This is a genomic window from Pseudovibrio sp. Ad37 (genome assembly GCF_001623075.1).
Classification (GTDB): Bacteria; Pseudomonadota; Alphaproteobacteria; order Rhizobiales; family Stappiaceae; genus Pseudovibrio.
Genome location: NZ_LMCF01000096.1, coordinates 1 through 15828, shown reverse-complemented (window position 1 = coordinate 15828; position 15828 = coordinate 1). Strand labels below are relative to the sequence as shown.

General features: G+C 52.0%; 14 protein-coding genes and 1 pseudogene. 14 read left to right on the top strand and 1 reads right to left on the bottom strand.

Translation table 11 applies throughout. The features are described 5' to 3' along the window. The first annotated feature begins 12 nt into the window (after positions 1–12). The 13 genes and pseudogenes from PsAD37_RS15455 to tnpA all read left to right on the top strand — a co-directional run bounded on the left by PsAD37_RS15455 (position 13) and on the right by tnpA (position 15097). On the top strand, positions 13–942 hold the full coding sequence (locus PsAD37_RS15455) for a LysR family transcriptional regulator (protein ID WP_063296916.1): 930 nt from the start codon (positions 13–15) through the stop codon (positions 940–942). Positions 943–1058: 116 nt separating this feature from the next. Then, a complete protein-coding gene (gene uraH / locus PsAD37_RS15450; protein ID WP_063296915.1) occupies positions 1059–1412 on the top strand; it encodes a hydroxyisourate hydrolase in 354 nt (117 codons plus the stop codon). 4 nt (positions 1413–1416) lie between these two features. Beyond that, a complete protein-coding gene (gene xdhA / locus PsAD37_RS15445) occupies positions 1417–2904 on the top strand; it encodes a xanthine dehydrogenase small subunit (RefSeq protein ID WP_063296914.1) in 1488 nt (495 codons plus the stop codon). Next, the gene (xdhB, locus tag PsAD37_RS15440; protein ID WP_063296913.1) at positions 2894–5239 is read left to right on the top strand and encodes a xanthine dehydrogenase molybdopterin binding subunit; all 2346 of its coding nucleotides are present in this window, start codon (positions 2894–2896) and stop codon (positions 5237–5239) included. Before xdhA ends, xdhB begins: the two co-directional genes overlap by 11 nt. After that, positions 5239–6222, top strand: a complete 984-nt coding sequence (gene xdhC, locus PsAD37_RS15435) for a xanthine dehydrogenase accessory protein XdhC (RefSeq protein WP_063296912.1) — start codon at positions 5239–5241, stop codon at positions 6220–6222. Before xdhB ends, xdhC begins: the two co-directional genes overlap by 1 nt. Before the next feature lie 51 nt (positions 6223–6273). After that, positions 6274–7866, top strand: coding sequence for an ABC transporter ATP-binding protein (locus tag PsAD37_RS15430; RefSeq protein WP_063296911.1), 1593 nt, complete (start codon positions 6274–6276; stop codon positions 7864–7866). Next, positions 7856–8944 (top strand): ABC transporter permease, encoded by a 1089-nt coding sequence (locus tag PsAD37_RS15425; RefSeq protein WP_063296910.1) that lies wholly within the window; start codon positions 7856–7858, stop codon positions 8942–8944. The genes PsAD37_RS15430 and PsAD37_RS15425 overlap by 11 nt, the downstream gene beginning before the upstream one ends. Then, complete coding sequence (locus PsAD37_RS15420; protein WP_084407849.1) at positions 8937–9866, top strand: ABC transporter permease; 930 nt, start codon at positions 8937–8939, stop codon at positions 9864–9866. The genes PsAD37_RS15425 and PsAD37_RS15420 overlap by 8 nt, the downstream gene beginning before the upstream one ends. 374 nt (positions 9867–10240) lie before the next feature. Next, positions 10241–11314, top strand: coding sequence for a BMP family ABC transporter substrate-binding protein (locus PsAD37_RS15415; RefSeq protein WP_063296909.1), 1074 nt, complete (start codon positions 10241–10243; stop codon positions 11312–11314). A 118-nt stretch (positions 11315–11432) separates the two neighbouring features. After that, the gene (locus PsAD37_RS15410) at positions 11433–12614 is read left to right on the top strand and encodes a urate hydroxylase PuuD (protein ID WP_063296908.1); all 1182 of its coding nucleotides are present in this window, start codon (positions 11433–11435) and stop codon (positions 12612–12614) included. A gap of 4 nt (positions 12615–12618) precedes the next feature. Then, positions 12619–13155 carry a 2-oxo-4-hydroxy-4-carboxy-5-ureidoimidazoline decarboxylase gene (gene uraD / locus PsAD37_RS15405; protein WP_063296907.1) on the top strand — a complete coding sequence of 179 codons (537 nt, stop codon included), beginning with the start codon at positions 12619–12621 and terminating at the stop codon, positions 13153–13155. A gap of 139 nt (positions 13156–13294) precedes the next feature. After that, entirely contained in the window at positions 13295–14506 is a 1212-nt protein-coding gene (locus PsAD37_RS15400; protein WP_063296906.1) for an ArgE/DapE family deacylase, read from the top strand. 156 nt (positions 14507–14662) lie between these two features. Continuing rightward, positions 14663–15097: pseudogene (tnpA, locus tag PsAD37_RS15395) on the top strand (IS200/IS605 family transposase). Positions 15098–15169: 72 nt separating this feature from the next. Here the strand turns inward: tnpA and PsAD37_RS15390 are convergent. Then, on the bottom strand, positions 15170–15643 hold the full coding sequence (locus tag PsAD37_RS15390) for a LysE family translocator (RefSeq protein ID WP_275078329.1): 474 nt from the start codon (positions 15641–15643) through the stop codon (positions 15170–15172). 77 nt (positions 15644–15720) lie between these two features. Between PsAD37_RS15390 and PsAD37_RS28095 the strand changes: the two genes are divergently transcribed. Further along, positions 15721–15828: transposase (locus PsAD37_RS28095; RefSeq protein ID WP_153039732.1), on the top strand; the 108-nt coding region annotated here is incomplete at its 3' end.

Here is a 15828-nt window from a genome sequence, read left to right as displayed (position 1 = left end):
TTGGGAGGATTGATGGATCGGTCGCGGTATCTTTACGGCCCAGCGCTTCGCTATTTTGCAGCGGCTGCGGAAGAGAACTCCATTCGGGCGGCAGCACGCAAGCTCAATGTGGCGTCTTCTGCGGTGAACCGACAAATTCTCACACTGGAAAAGCAGTTGGGAATGGAGCTGTTTGAGCGAGTTGGCCGCACGATCCGTCTGTCTTCTGCAGGGGAAATTCTGCTGGCCCATATTCGGCGGACGCTATCCGATCTGGAGGCGACCGGTGCTGAGCTGGATGCGCTTAAAGGTCTTCGCCGTGGTGTGGTTTCCATTGCAACGGTTGAAAGTGTGACTGAGGCGCTGTTGCCTGAGGTGATTGCGCAGTTTCACAAGGACTACAGCGGTATTCATGTGGATGTGCAGGTGATGGGGGCTGAGCGGGTTGCGCAGGCCGTTGAGAAAGCGGAAGTGGATGTGGGGTTCACCTTTGAACCACCAGACACCGATGCGCTGAACATCACCTACAAGAAGGCGTTGGAGATTGGGGCGATCATGGCTCCGACACATCCGCTGGCAGGTGAAAAGCAACTTGGTCTGGCACAATGCTTTGAGTATCCGGTTGCCATGCCTGCACGAGGGATCTCTATTCGTGCGCGACTGGACGTAGCGCTCTCTCACAGTTCCATTGGTGGGCAAAGTAGTGTGGAAGCGAACTCTCTGCGGTTTATGAAGCACTTGGTACGCTCTGGTGAAATGGTGGCGTTTCAGACGGTCATTGGGTTGGAAGAAGAATTGGCGAGTAAGCGGCTGCTTTTCAAGCCGCTTATTGATGAGCAGCTGACACGCGGCCATTTTTGCGTCATTACCTCATCATTACGAGGGCTTGCGCTGGCTCCAGCGATTTTTCTTGAGCAAGCGGAGGCAAGATTGGAGAAGATTTTGCCTAAAGTTGATGCCTAAATGGCATCATGTATGACACTTTTTTGTTCTTTTGTTATCATAAATAGTCGTGCACTCTGTAGTTTCACTTAGATTCTGGCATCTATTGCAGTTGCCATTTGAAAGACGAGGCAACTATGGGGCGATTGACCACCCACGTTTTGGACAGTGCTCAGGGGAAACCAGCGGCAGGGCTGCAGGTTGAGCTGGTTCGCATTGATGGGAACAGCTTTTCCAAAATCGGTGTATTTTCGACCAACAATGACGGGCGTGTGGATGGGCCGTTGCTGGAAGGTGATAGCCTGACTGTGGGCACCTATGAACTGCAGTTCCATGCTGGCGACTATTTGCGGGCTGAGGGTATTTCTCTTCCAGAACCTGCATTTCTTGATGTGGTGCCGATCCGCTTTGGTATTGCGGATGTAAGCAGCCACTATCATGTGCCACTGCTGCTTTCTCCCTTTGGTTACACCACCTACAGGGGGAGCTGAGTTGATGCGCACAGCAATCCGCTTCCTTCGAAAAGGTCAGGTCATCGAGTTGGACAATTTTGAACCAACGGCGACTTTGCTTGATTATCTGCGCCTGAGTGAGCGCTCAACGGGCACCAAAGAAGGATGTGGCGAAGGGGATTGTGGTGCCTGCACCATTGCGCTTGGGCGTTTGCGTGACGGCAAACTCGTATATGAGCCCGTTAACAGCTGCATCTTACTGCTTGGCCAGATTGATGGCTGTGAGCTTGTAACGGTAGAAGATCTGGAAGGACCTGACGGATTACACCCGGTCCAACAGGCACTTGTTGACGTACACGGTTCGCAATGCGGGTTTTGCACGCCCGGTTTCGTGATGAACCTGTTCACACTTTACCACGCAAATACGCCGGGTCTGACACGACAGGATGTGAATACGTGGATTGCTGGGAACTTGTGCAGGTGTACGGGTTACAGACCTATTGTTGATGCTGCTTTGGATGCATGTCGCAATGGTTTGAATGATGCATTTTCTGCCCGAGCGACAGAGACAGAGCACAAACTTGTAGTGCTTCAGGATGCGCAGGATGTTCATGTGGGCGATGGCGAACGCTTCTTCTTTGCTCCCAGCAGCTTTCAGCGTTTGCTGGAGACCTATGGAGAGCATCCAGAGGCTACCCTTGTTTCTGGTTTTACAGATGTTGGGCTTTGGGTCACCAAACACCTGCGTGACCTGCCAAAGATCATTTATCTAGGGAGAGTGAATGGTCTGAGCACTTGTTATGAGGATGAGCAGGGCATCCGGCTTGGAGCGGGGGCGTCTTATGCGGTTGCAGAGCAGTTCCTGAAATCCATTGATCCTGATCTGGATCTGGTGGTCAGCCGGATTGGCTCAAAGCAGGTTCGGGCATCGGGTACCGTTGGTGGAAATATTGCTAATGGCTCGCCAATCGGGGATATGCCGCCGATGCTGATTGCGTTGGGGGCCGAGATCGAGTTGCAAAGCAATCGGGGGCGTCGCACGTTGCCGCTGGAGAGTTTCTTCATTGACTATGGCAAGCAGGACATCGCTGAGAACGAAGTGCTGACGTCGATCAATGTGCCGCGTTTGAGTGCTGATGAGCAGTTCCGGGCCTACAAGATCACCAAGCGTTTTGATCAGGATATTTCTGCGGTAATGGCTGCGTTCTGTCTGACAGTCAAAGACGGTGTGGTGAAGAGTGCCCGCATGGCATTTGGCGGTGTTGCAGGCATCCCAAAACGTGCCAGTGAGGCCGAAGCAGCTCTGGTTGGGGCATCCTTGAGCAATCCAGACAGCTGGCAGAATGCGTTGGATATTATTGAGAGCGAATTCGTTCCGTTGACTGATATGCGGGCCTCTAGCACTTATCGGCGTGATATTGTGCGGGGACTTTTAGAAAAAGCCCTGCTGGAAATCTCTGCTGCATCCTCGCAAAAAACGCGTGTCTTTGGGCAACGTGAACTGGTTGAAGGAGGCGCTCATGTCAACTGATCTTCTTGAAAAGACAGCGGAACGCACCTCGGCCTCTCAGGTTGTTGGAAAATCCTACAAACATGACAGTGCAGAAAAACACGTAGCTGGCACTGCGACGTACATTGATGACATGATTGAGCCGTACGACACGCTTCATGTGGCGCCGGGGTATGCGTCCCATGAAGCGTGTGGCCGTCTGACGATAATCGATCTGAGCGCTGTCAGAGCAGCTCCCGGTGTTGTTGCGGTACTGGAAGCGGCGGATATTCCCGGTGTGAATGATTGCTCTCCTGCGATGGGAGATGATCCGGTCTTTGTATCAGATCGCATCGCATTCCATGGGCAGCTGGTGTTTCTTGTGGTGGCTGAGAGCCGTTTACAGGCGCGCAAGGCTGTTCAACTGGCACGAATTGAAGTTGAGGCTGAAACGCCGTTGGTGAGCGTCGCTGATGCTCTGAAGGCCGAGCAGAAAGTCTTGCCGGACTATGAGTTTCGCCGTGGGACACCGGAAGCCACTATGGAACGGTCTGCGCACACGGTGAAGAGCAGTTTTGCGCTTGGTGGGCAGGAGCACTTCTATCTTGAAGGGCAGATGGCCTTTGCCATTCCCGGTGAAGATGGCGATATGCTTGTGCATTCCTCCACACAGCATCCAACTGAGGTTCAGCATACCGTTGCTAAGGTGCTGGGTGTTGATGAGGCAGCGGTGACCGTTGAAGTGCGCCGGATGGGTGGTGCATTTGGTGGTAAGGAATCTCAGGCCAACCAATGGGCCGCACTGGCGGCTTTAGCTGCAAACGCTACTGGTCGTCCATGTAAATGCCGGCTGGACCGCGATGACGATATGATCCTGACTGGGAAACGCCACGACTTTCTGGTTGATGTGGAAGCGGGATGTGATGCATCCGGCAAGATTGAAGCTGTTCAAATCAATCTGAATTCGCGCTGCGGACACTCTGCTGATCTGTCGCTTGGTATCAATGACCGCGCGATGTTCCATGCGGATAATAGTTATTTCTATCCAGATGTTCTCATAGCTTCCAAGAGGCTGAAAACAAATACGGTTTCTAATACAGCTTTCCGTGGTTTTGGTGGCCCGCAAGGGATGTTTGCTGCGGAACGGCTGATGGATGCGATTGCAATCAAGATGGAGCAGGATCCGCTTGATGTGCGTAAGGCGAATTTTTATCGGGATGGCGAGAACACCACGCCCTATGGGCAGTCGGTTGATGAGCACGACGTGCTGGCCGCGCTGGTAGATGAATTGGAGCAAAGTTCCGACTATCGCGCACGCCGAAAAGCCGTTGAAGCGTTTAATGCTGAGAATACGATCCTGAAGAGAGGGGTTGCTCTTACACCAGTGAAGTTTGGCATCTCGTTTACGCTCACACATCTCAATCAGGCGGGAGCGCTGGTACATCTTTACCGGGATGGGTCCGTACATCTGAACCATGGCGGCACTGAGATGGGGCAGGGCCTCTATCAAAAAGTTGCCCAGATCGCAGCGACTGAGATGGGTGTTAGCCTTGGGAAAGTGAAGATCACGACGACCAATACCTCCAAGGTTGCAAATACTTCTCCAACTGCAGCCTCATCCGGCACTGACTTGAATGGTATGGCTGCTGCGATTGCGTGCCGTGAGATTGTTGGTCGCCTGAAAGCCTTCGGCGCTCAACATTTTGAGGTTTCTGAGGGGGATATTGAGCTTTGTGATGATCAGATGTTGATCAGCGGGAAGCCGAAGCTTTCCATCAAGGAGCTGGCGCAGCTTGCATACGAACACCGCATTCATCTGTCTTCTTCAGGGTTTTACAAAACGCCGAAGATCATCTGGGATCGCGAGCGGGTAAAGGGACGTCCATTCCTTTATTTTTCCTATGGCGCCTCCTGCTCTGAAGTGGTGATTGATACATTGACTGGGGAGATGAAAGTTGAACGGGTTGATGTGCTTCATGATGTAGGCAAGTCGCTCAATCCGGCGCTGGATATCGGTCAGATCGAAGGTGGGTTTGTGCAGGGTATGGGTTGGCTGACCACGGAAGAGCTGTGGTTTGATGATTCTGGCCGACTGCGGACACATGCTCCGTCTACTTACAAGATTCCGACAGCTACGGATGTGCCTGAGATTTTTAATGTGGCGCTTTATGAGAGTGATGGGAACCCTGAGCCAACGATCTATCGTTCCAAGGCTGTTGGCGAGCCGCCTTTGATGCTGCCAATCTCTGTTTTTTGCGCGATCAACGATGCGGTCGCGAGCCTGAACAAGGGTGTTTTGCCAACACTGGATGCACCTGCAACGCCTGAAGCGATTTTGAAAGCTGTTAAAGCGATCAAGGTCGGAGAGGAGGGCTGATGCGGGTTTGGGGTGAAGTTTTGTCTGCTCTTGATGCTGCTGGCCAATGCGTGCTGGTGAGCATTTTGGATGTTGCTGGATCATCTCCTCGCGAGGTCGGCGCACGCATGGTGGTGCGACCGGATATGTCGTTTAAGGGAACCATCGGTGGTGGCCGTCTTGAGTACGATGTTTTGCATGAAGCTGTTTCATTGATGGGAAATGGCGGGGCGGCCTTCCAGACGCGCTCATACGCGCTTGGTCCAGACCTTGGGCAGTGCTGCGGCGGGCGGGTTGAAATCGCATTTGAGCAATTTCACCTCAATTATCGCGGTCGTGCACAAGATTTTTCCACACAAGAAGGGGTGGGAATTTTTTCAACGACTGCAAATACTTGCAGCTCCGGCCCCCTTGAAAGGCACGTACTACCCCCTGCAATGTGCAGTGCAGATTCCGCAGAAATTGTTTTAAATCAAGGCAAACTGACCGAGAGGTTCGGGGAGGATAGGCCTCACCTGTATCTATTTGGTGCAGGGCATGTTGGCAAGGCTTTGATGCTTGCGATGGCCTCTTTGGGCTTTCAGATCAGTTGGATTGATGAACGGCGTGAAATTTTTCCTAAATATGTACCTTCCAATATCCGCTGCATTCATCTAAATGAGCCTCAAGTCGTCGTAAAGAACCTTGAGCCGGGAAACTATGTCATCGTAATGACCCATGATCACAAGCGTGATCATGCTATAGTAGATGCCGCTGTTCGTAGAACCGATCTGGCATTTATTGGATTGATAGGCAGTGCAACAAAGCGCGCGCGAACACTAAAACGGTTCAAAGACTCCGGGGTATCGGAGGCGCAGAGCAAACAGCTTGTTTGTCCGGTCGGAATTACTGAGATTAAAAGCAAAAAACCGTCTGATATTGCAATTTCTATTGCTGCTCAACTTCTAGTGGTAAAGGAAAAGCAAATGAGCAATGCTCAGGGAGGTTTTCGTTTTGCTTCTTAGGTTCAGGGAGAACATCTCGATCTAATTTTGCTTGGGGGAACGGATAACACGATGGAAAACGAACAGAGGTCTGGCCCGGTGGCAGAGGGCGTAGATCTCATAGAAGCCAAGGGTATTACCAAGCGATTTGGTGACATTCTAGCGAACGACAATGTCGATCTCGTCATTAAGCAAGGTGAAATTCATGCTTTGCTGGGCGAAAACGGAGCGGGTAAATCCACGCTCGTGAAAATTCTCTACGGCGCTCTTGAACCGGGTGCGGGAGAGATCCTCTGGAAGGGGAAACGGGTTTCAATCTCGAACCCTGCGGCTGCCCGCAAACTGGGCGTTGGCATGGTGTTCCAGCACTTTTCCTTGTTTGAAGCACTGAGTGTGGTTGAAAACATCGCGCTGGCCTTGCCTAAAGGCGAGAAAATCGAGGCTCTTTCCAAACGTATTACTGAGGTTTCCCAAAAGTATGGCCTGCCTCTGGATCCTGCAGCACTGGTTGCAGATCTGCCGGTTGGCATCCGTCAGCGTATCGAAATCGTACGTTGCCTTTTGCAGAACCCCAGTCTCATCATCATGGATGAGCCTACGTCTGTACTGACCCCGCAAGAAGCGGATCAGCTTTTTGTCACCTTACAGCGTCTTGCCTCTGAAGGCTGTGCGATCCTTTACATCTCTCATCGTCTGGAAGAGGTGAAGAAGATCTGCCACAACGCCACGATCATGCGTCATGGCCGTGTGGTGGGTGGGTGTGATCCTGCTGAGGAAACACCAGCCAGCCTTGCCCGTATGATGGTGGGTGGTGATGTTCATGATATTTCCGCTGGTGCGACTGAAGCACAACCGGGCGATGTGATGCTCAAGCTGCGCAATCTGTCTATTCCGTCGGATGGTGCGTTTGGCATTGAGCTGAAGGACGTCAATCTGGATTTGCGCGGCGGCGAGGTTGTTGCTGTTGCCGGGATTGCAGCGAACGGCCAGAGCGAGTTGTTTGACGCGATCTCTGGTGAGACGCAGGTCAAAGATGCTTATGCGGTTGAAATTTGCGGTGTGCCGGTTGGCAAGCGCAAGATCAATGACCGGCGTTTGCTGGGCTCTGCCTTTGTGCCTGAAGAGCGCTTGGGTCATGGTGCGGTGCCGGGCTTTGTGCTTTCTGACAATATTTTGCTGACGCGCTATAAAACTGAGCCGTCATTGATCAAGCACGGCATGCTTAACCAGAAGTTTGCAACTGAAATGGAAAAGCGCATCACCGTTTCCTACGATGTGCGTATGTCTCATGATAATCCTGAGGCGCGCTCGCTTTCTGGCGGTAACCTGCAGAAGTTTGTGGTTGGTCGTGAGCTGGACCGTGTGCCGAAAGTGTTGGTGATTAGCCAGCCGACATGGGGCGTTGATGCAGGTGCTGCGGCTTTGATCCGTCAGGCGATCATTGATCTGGCCCGAGGTGGTTCTGCTGTTTTGGTGATTTCCCAAGATCTTGATGAGATCTACGAGCTGTCTGACCGGATTGCGGTGATCTCTCGTGGTGAGCTTTCTGTCGCCGAGCCAGCTTCTGAAATGACGCGTGAGAAGATCGGTCTTTTGATGGCGGGTATGGGTGAGGGCAAATCTGCTTCCCCTGCAGCAAAAGCGGGAGAGACCCATGCGCATTGAACTTGAAAAACGCGCTGAGCACTCTCAGTTGATGACCGTTGTTTCACCGCTGATTGCGATTGGTCTCACCCTTGTGTGTGGCTCTATTTTGTTTGTCAGCATGGGCTACAACCCGATTGATGCGCTTTATGCCTATTTCATTGAGCCACTGACAACCAGCTGGTCCATAGAAGAGTTGCTGGTGAAAGCAGGTCCGCTGGTCTTGATCGCGGTTGGACTGTCTGTCTGTTTCCTCTCCAACTCGTGGAATATTGGTGCAGAAGGTCAGTTCACCATGGGTGCGCTGGCTGGATCCATCATTCCGGTCCTGTTTTTCGACTTTACCAGCCCTCTAGCACTGCCCTTGATGATCTTGATGGGCATTTTGGGCGGTATGGCGTGGGCGTTTATTCCGGCGTTTTTGAAGGTGCGGTTTGGGACCAATGAGATCCTGACCAGCCTGATGCTGGTTTACATCGCACAGTACATTCTTGACTTTCTTGTCCGTGGCCCATGGCGTGATCCGGACGGTTTCAACTTCCCGGAAAGCCGGATTTTTGATGCGGCACACGTGCTGCCGAAAATCGGTGAAGGGCGTTTGCATATTGGCATGATCTTCGCTGTGCTGGCCGTTCTGGTGGTTTGGTGGATGCTGTCTCGCACACTCAAAGGTTTTGAGATCAAGGTGATGGGTGAGACCCCACGTGCCGGTCGCTTTGCGGGTTTTTCCAGCAATGGCGTTGTCTGGTTCGGTTTCCTCGTTTCTGGCGGTTTGGCTGGTTTGGCAGGTATGGCGGAAGTTTCCGGTTCTATTGAACAGCTGACACCCGTTATTTCTCCAGGTTATGGGTTTACCGCAATTATCGTGGCGTTCCTTGGCCGCTTGAACCCGATCGGCATTATGTTTGCCGGATTGTTGCTTGGGCTTTCCTATATCGGTGGTGAATCTGCTCAGGTCAGCCTTGGTTTGACTGACAAGGTGACCCGTGTGTTCCAGGGCATGCTGCTGTTCTTCGTGCTCGCGTGTGACACGCTCATTCTTTACAGGTTCAAGTTTGCTTCCAGCGCGAAAAGCATGAAGGAGGCAGGCAATGTCTGATCTTTCCATGATCGAAGCTGTTCTTCTGACCATCATCACCGCGTCTACGCCACTGTTGCTTGCCGCGATCGGTGAGCTTGTGGTGGAGCGGTCCGGTGTGCTCAACCTTGGTGTTGAGGGCATGATGATTGTTGGTGCCGTGATGGGTTTTGCAGCGACACAGGCAACCGGTTCTCCTTACATAGGGATTGTGGCGGCCATGATCTCCGGCGTTGCCATGAGCCTGCTGTTTGGCTTCCTGACACTTAATCTGATGGCCAATCAGGTGGCGACAGGCCTTGCGCTGACTATTCTGGGGCTTGGGCTTTCCGGTATGATTGGAGAAGCGTTCATCGGGCAGCCGGGCATCAGCCTGAAACCGATTGCTATTCCAGTGTTGTCCGCCATTCCTTTCATTGGTCCGCTGCTCTTCAATCAGGACATTCTGGTCTATGCTTCTTATGGCCTTGTGATTGCGGTTTACTTTGTGCTGTTCAGGTCCCGTACAGGCCTCATCATCCGTGCTGTTGGTGACAACCACGGCTCAGCACATTCACTTGGATACTCCGTTATTCAGGTGCGTTATCTGGCGGTGATGTTTGGCGGAGCATGTTCAGGTCTCGCCGGTGCCTACCTGTCGCTCATTTACACCCCGCAGTGGGTTGAGGGCATGACAGCGGGCCGCGGCTGGATCGCGCTGGCTCTGGTGGTGTTTGCAAGCTGGCGTCCAGCACGTGTGCTGATTGGGGCTTATCTGTTTGGCGCTGTTTCTATTTTGCAGTTCCATGCGCAGGCCGCAGGCATTGGCTTGCCGACGCAGTTGATGTCTGCGCTGCCGTATCTGGCAACCATCATTGTGCTGATTATGATCTCGCGTAATAAGACACTTGCCAAGGTGAATACACCTGCATGTCTTGGTAAGCCCTTTGTGCCTGATCGCTAATAAGAACCTGATTTGACCGACGCGCTCATAGTAGACGTTGGTCAAATTGTAAATATTTCGACCTTCGTATACATGGTGGGTCGGAGATATAGATAACAGAGATTTAAATCTCTGAGTGAATATGAACCTATTCACGGCTGCATGACTTGCGGATTTCTGCACGCGCACGAATAAACGATCGCAAATATTTGCGAGCGAAAACAAAGCAGAAAAACAACTTGTGGGCGCACAAATGCGCAGAACGGCCTTCGGGTTTGTTCCTATCGTGTTTGCTTGGCGCCGTCGTTCATCTGGTTCTCAATGGTGTGTTCCGCCGCGCTTATTAGGGTGTTGCGTGGCAGGAATGCAGGTTAACCTATAAAGGGGAGCGCACAATGCGCACTATCTTCAAGCTGGCAGCAACTGCTGCAGTTGCACTTGGTCTTTCCGCAGGGGCTTCAAATGCTGCTGATCCACTGAAAGTGGGTTTCATCTATGTTGGTCCAGTTTCTGACCATGGCTGGTCTTACCAGCACGATCAGGGCCGTCAGGCGATTGAAAAGCACTTTGGCGACAAAGTTGAAACCACTTACATTGAAAGCGTGGGCGAAGGTGCGGATGCTGAGCGCGCGATTGAGCGTCTGGCTCGCTCCGGTCACGAGCTGATCTTCACAACGTCTTTTGGTTACATGAACCCAACTTTGAAAGTTGCGCGCAAGTTTCCGAAAGTGAAGTTTGAGCATGCAACTGGCTACAAGCAAGCGAAGAACGTTTCTTCTTACGGCGCTCGCTTCTATGAAGGTCGTTATGTGCTTGGTCAGATCGCTGCAAAGGTCTCCAAATCCGGCACTGCTGGCTACATCGGTTCCTTCCCGATCCCAGAAGTTGTGCGTGGCATCAACTCCTTCATGCTGGGTGCGCAGTCTGTGAACCCGGACTTCAAGATCAAGACTATCTGGGTGAACTCCTGGTATGATCCGGGCCGCGAAGCTGATGCTGCAAAAGCTCTGATCGATCAGGGCGTTGACATCATGGTTCAGCACACTGACTCCCCAGCGCCTCTGCAGGTTGCTGAAGAGCGTGGCATCATGGGCTTTGGTCAGGCATCTGACATGATCAAGTTTGCGCCTAAGGCACAGGCAACTGCGATCATCGACGACTGGTCCGCTTACTACATTGCCCGCGTGCAGGCAGTGATGGACGGTAACTGGAAGGGCCAGGACACCTGGGGCGGTCTGGATGTTGACATGGTTCACATGGCACCATTCACCAACATCCCACAGGATGTTGCAGATGAAGCTGCAAAAACTCTTGCTGCGATCAAATCTGGTGAGCTGAAGCCATTTACTGGCCCAATCACCAAGCAGGATGGCTCTGAGTTCCTGAAAGCTGGTGAGAGCGCTGAAGATGGTGCTCTGCTTTCCATGAACTTCTACGTTAAAGGCATCGACGACCAGCTGCCTAAATAAGCTTTTCGCTTATTTTCGGAGAGCGCCACATTTTTTCAGGGTGCTCTCCACCGATTTCTGCAGTGGGGGCTTTCTCCCGCTGCCCACTTATTTCAATTGAACTTAAAAGAACAAGACAATGACAGCCACTTTCCTTAGTGAATGGCTCAATCTGCTTTTCCGCTGGTTTCACTTGATTGTGGGCGTGGGCTGGATTGGGACCTCTTTTTATTTCATCGCTCTCGATCTTTCCTTGCGCAAACGGGAAGGGCAGGCAGAGGGCATTTTTGGCAGCGCCTGGGAAGTCCACGGCGGCGGTTTCTACCATGTTGAGAAATTCATGGTGGCACCGAAAGAGCTGCCGAGAGACCTGATGTGGTACAAGTGGGATGCTTATCTCACCTGGGTATCCGGTTTTGCTCTTTTGAGCGTTCAGTACTACTTCAACGCAACAGTTTATCTCATTGACCCTGAGGTCATGAAGCTTTTGCCTGTTGAGGCTGTCGCAATTTCCATCGCCTCTCTTGGGCTTGGCTGGATCATTTATGATCGCCTGTGCCGTTCGGCGATTGGCAAGAACACACCTTTGCTGGCCGTGTGCCTTCTGGTGATTATTCTGGGCGCGACCTACGGTTATTCTCAGGTCTTTTCAGGCCGTGGGGTTCTCATTCACGTTGGTGCATTGATCGGCACGTTCATGGCCTTCAATGTGTTTATGGTGATTATTCCGAACCAGAAGAAAATTACCGCAGATCTGTTGGCGGGACGTAAACCTGATGCAGCGCTTGGCCTGATTGGCAAGCAGCGCTCGGTTCATAACAACTACCTGACATTGCCCGTTCTTTTGATGATGGTGTCCAACCATTATCCGTTGCTAACGGGGCATAGCCAGCCTGTGCTGGTTGTTGCGCTGATCCTCGTGATGGGCGGTATGGTGCGCCATTTCATCAATCGTCATGATGCGCATGACAACTTTGCAAATTTCTGGTGGGCCTTGCCTACGGCAGCTGTCAGTCTTTTTGTGGCTCTCATTGTGACACAGCCAGCCAAGATTGGTGGTGGACATGGTCCGATCCCAGACAGTGATGTGCTGGAAATTGCGCAGACCCATTGTGCGGCCTGCCATAGTGCGACACCAACCAATGAGGCTTTTACAGAAGCGCCTAAAAACATTGAGCTGGACAGCATTGCTGATCTGCAGCGCTATGACAGCCTGATCATGGCGCAGGCAGTGCGGTCCTCTGCCATGCCACTTGGCAATGAGACAGGTATGACCAAAGAAGAGCGCGAAATTCTTGGCGCTTGGCTGCAGGGGTACTGAAGCGATGGTGACTTATTCTCTAGATGAGGTGAACCGGTTTTCTCCGGACACCTTTGTCGAGGTGTTTGGCGGGGTTGCAGAGCACACTCCCTGGGTTGCGGCTGTTGCGCAGCGAGATGCCCCTTTTGCCTCTCGTGATGCACTGATTGAGGCGTTTGCTGATGCTCTGCAACATGCGGATGAAGAGGCACAATTGGCGCTAATCCGTGCACATCCTGACCTTGCCGGCAAAGCAGCGCGGGCGGGTAAAATGGCCGATGCTTCGGTGAATGAGCAGTCTGGCGCTGGATTGGATCAACTGAGTGATGCGGAATATGAGCAGTTCACCCAGCTTAACGGCACTTACAAATCCAATTATGGCTTCCCTTTCATCTTTGCGGTGAAGGGGGCGACCAAGCATCAGATTCTGGAGGCTTTCCAGCTTCGTTTGCAGAATTCTGCAAAGGATGAGTTTGCGGAGGCATTGCGTCAGATCTGCCAGATCTTCAGCTTTCGGCTGGAAGATCTGGTGGCAGATGAACAGAGTGCTTACAGTTCCTGATCCTTGCCGGAAAGTGCTTGCTACAGTTACGTAATGGGCAATAATCCACTGGAACATGGGAGGCTGCGCTATAAGATGCTTGCAACCATCACCGTTATCTATTGGATTACTGTTACTGTAAAATTCAAGGGGAGCATTCATGAGGGCCGCGATTGAAAACCGGTTTGCGGAGCAGGTCGAATTCCTGCGCGAATTGGTCAAGGTGCCAAGCGACAACCCGCCAGGGGATACGGAGCACCACGCATTGCGGACTGCTGAGCTGCTTGAAGGCCTTGGCTTTACCGTTGAAAAACACCCTGTTCCAGAACCATTTGTGCGCCAGAACGGCATGGTCTCTGTGACCAATCTGATCATTCGTGAAACGTTTGGCGACGGGTTTGGTCCAGTGATCGCTCTAAATGCCCACGGTGATGTTGTTCCTCCGGGGGAAGGCTGGACTAAAGACCCTTATGGCGCCGAGATTCACGATGGTGCTTTGTATGGGCGCGGAGCTGCAGTTTCCAAAGGAGATTTTGCCACCTACGCGTTTGCCTTGCTGGCTCTGGGTGAGTATGCGGATGAGCTGGAAGGCTCTGTGGAACTGCACTTGACGTATGATGAGGAAGCTGGCGGGTTTGTTGGGCCGAAGTGGTTGTTGGAGCAAGAGCTGACCAAGCCGGACTATGCGATCTCAGCAGGGTTCTCCTATGCTGCGACAACGGCTCACAACGGCTGTTTGCACATGGAAGTGATCTTCCGTGGACGTCAGGCGCATGCTGCAATGCCAGAGAGTGGCGCGGATGCCCTGCAAGCTGCAACACCGGTTCTCGCAGCGCTTTATGAGGAACGCGAAAGGCTCAAGTCCATTCAGAGTGATCAGGACGGTATCGGATCTCCTCAGATCACCGTGGGGCTCATATCTGGTGGCATCAATACCAATGTGGTGCCAGAGCGCGTCTCGCTTCGCGTTGACCGGCGTTTGATCCCCGAAGAAAACGGCGAACAGGTAGAAGAGCAGTTGATTGCGTTGATTGAAGCCTTGGTACCGGAAGATTGCGGTGTTGAGGTTGAGTGTCGACGGATTATGATTGCTGAGCCGCTACGCGAGTTGCCAGGAGCCAAAAAACTGGTGGAAGCGTTGAAATGGCCTGCCAAAGAGGTTTTGGGCATTGAGCTGAAAAGCACAGGTGCTCCGCTTTACACTGATGCCCGCCATTATGCTGAGGCCGGTATTCCAACAGTGCTTTATGGTGCAGGACCGCGTTCCATTCTGGAAGCCAATGCTCATGGGGCGGATGAGCATTTGCAGCTGTCGGACTTAAAGGCGGCTACGATTATTGTCGCAGACGCCTTGAAAACACTTCTTCGATAATGTGAGAAAAGTCCAGAATTTCCGGGCTTTTTTATTGTAAGCAAAATAAACCTCCACCTCCGGTGGAGGACTGGAAGAGTTCTACATTTTCAGTAAGAGACCTCCCTGCTTAGGCCATTGGCGTGGTCTTTCCACAATGGAGCAGGGAGGTTTTTTATGGATACTGATCACCTTAACCACAGTAGCTGGGACTGTAAATATAACGTTGTCTTTACGAGTAAGTACCGGACAAAGCGTCTTTATGGTGAGTTGCGACGCGAACTGAAAGATCGTTTTGTTACACTAGCTTTGCAAAAGGGATGTCGAATTGAAGAGGGAGAGCTCATGCCGGACCATGTGCATATGCTAATCTGGATCCCACCCAAATACTCTGTCTCTCACATTGTTGGCTTCTTGAAGGGTAAGACTTAGCTTTATGTTGCCAATAAATATGCTAGGAAACGACGCTACAAAGGTTATCATTTTTGGGCGCGGGGATACTTTGTCTCAACCACGGGCTATCAAGAACAGGTCGTTAGACGCTATATCCAAAATCAAGAGAAGAAGGATAAGGCGAGTGACTACAACGACCTGTTTAAACTTAGTTATTGAGCGTTCACAAAACCACTTCTAGTGGTTCAAGCGAAGCGTTTCAAACCTCCACCTCTGGTGGAGGTCTTTGACTTAGCCCACCCGACCAGATAGGGCCGTGAAAATGCCTGCACCCAGAAGGCCTGTTCCGCCAACCTTATTGAGGCGTTTGAGTGTGTTTGGTCCGTTGACAACTTTGCGCAATCCGCCCGCCATGGTCACCCAGAACACTGTGTTCACACCGCCAAGCGTTACGAAGGTGAGGCCGAGAATGAAAAACTGGATCAACACAGGCTGGGTTTGGTCAACAAACTGAGGCAGGAACGCCACGAAGAACAGCATGCCCTTTGGGTTGAAGGTGGTGACCAGCAGGGTGTCTCTAAAGATCTGGAATGCCGGAACCTGTGGCATCTCAACTTGTGTAGATGGGCCGGAATTGCTGCGCCACATCTTGATGCCGATATAGATCAGATAAGCTGCACCAATGTATTTCATGATCTGGAAGAGCTTAGCGGAGGCCGCCAAAACAGCACCAAGACCAGCAAGAGCTGCTGTAATTGCAAACAGGTCTCCCGGTAATCCCCCCTGAAATTGATCGAGTTTAAAAGTAGAGATAGTGTTGCCGCATATTGAGGACTGAATTTATGAAGAAATCTCGTTTTAGCGACGCGCAGGTTATTGCAATTTTGAAGCAGGGAGAAAGCGGTATTCCCGTTGCGCAGCTTTGCGGGGAGCATGGTATGAGCGCAGCC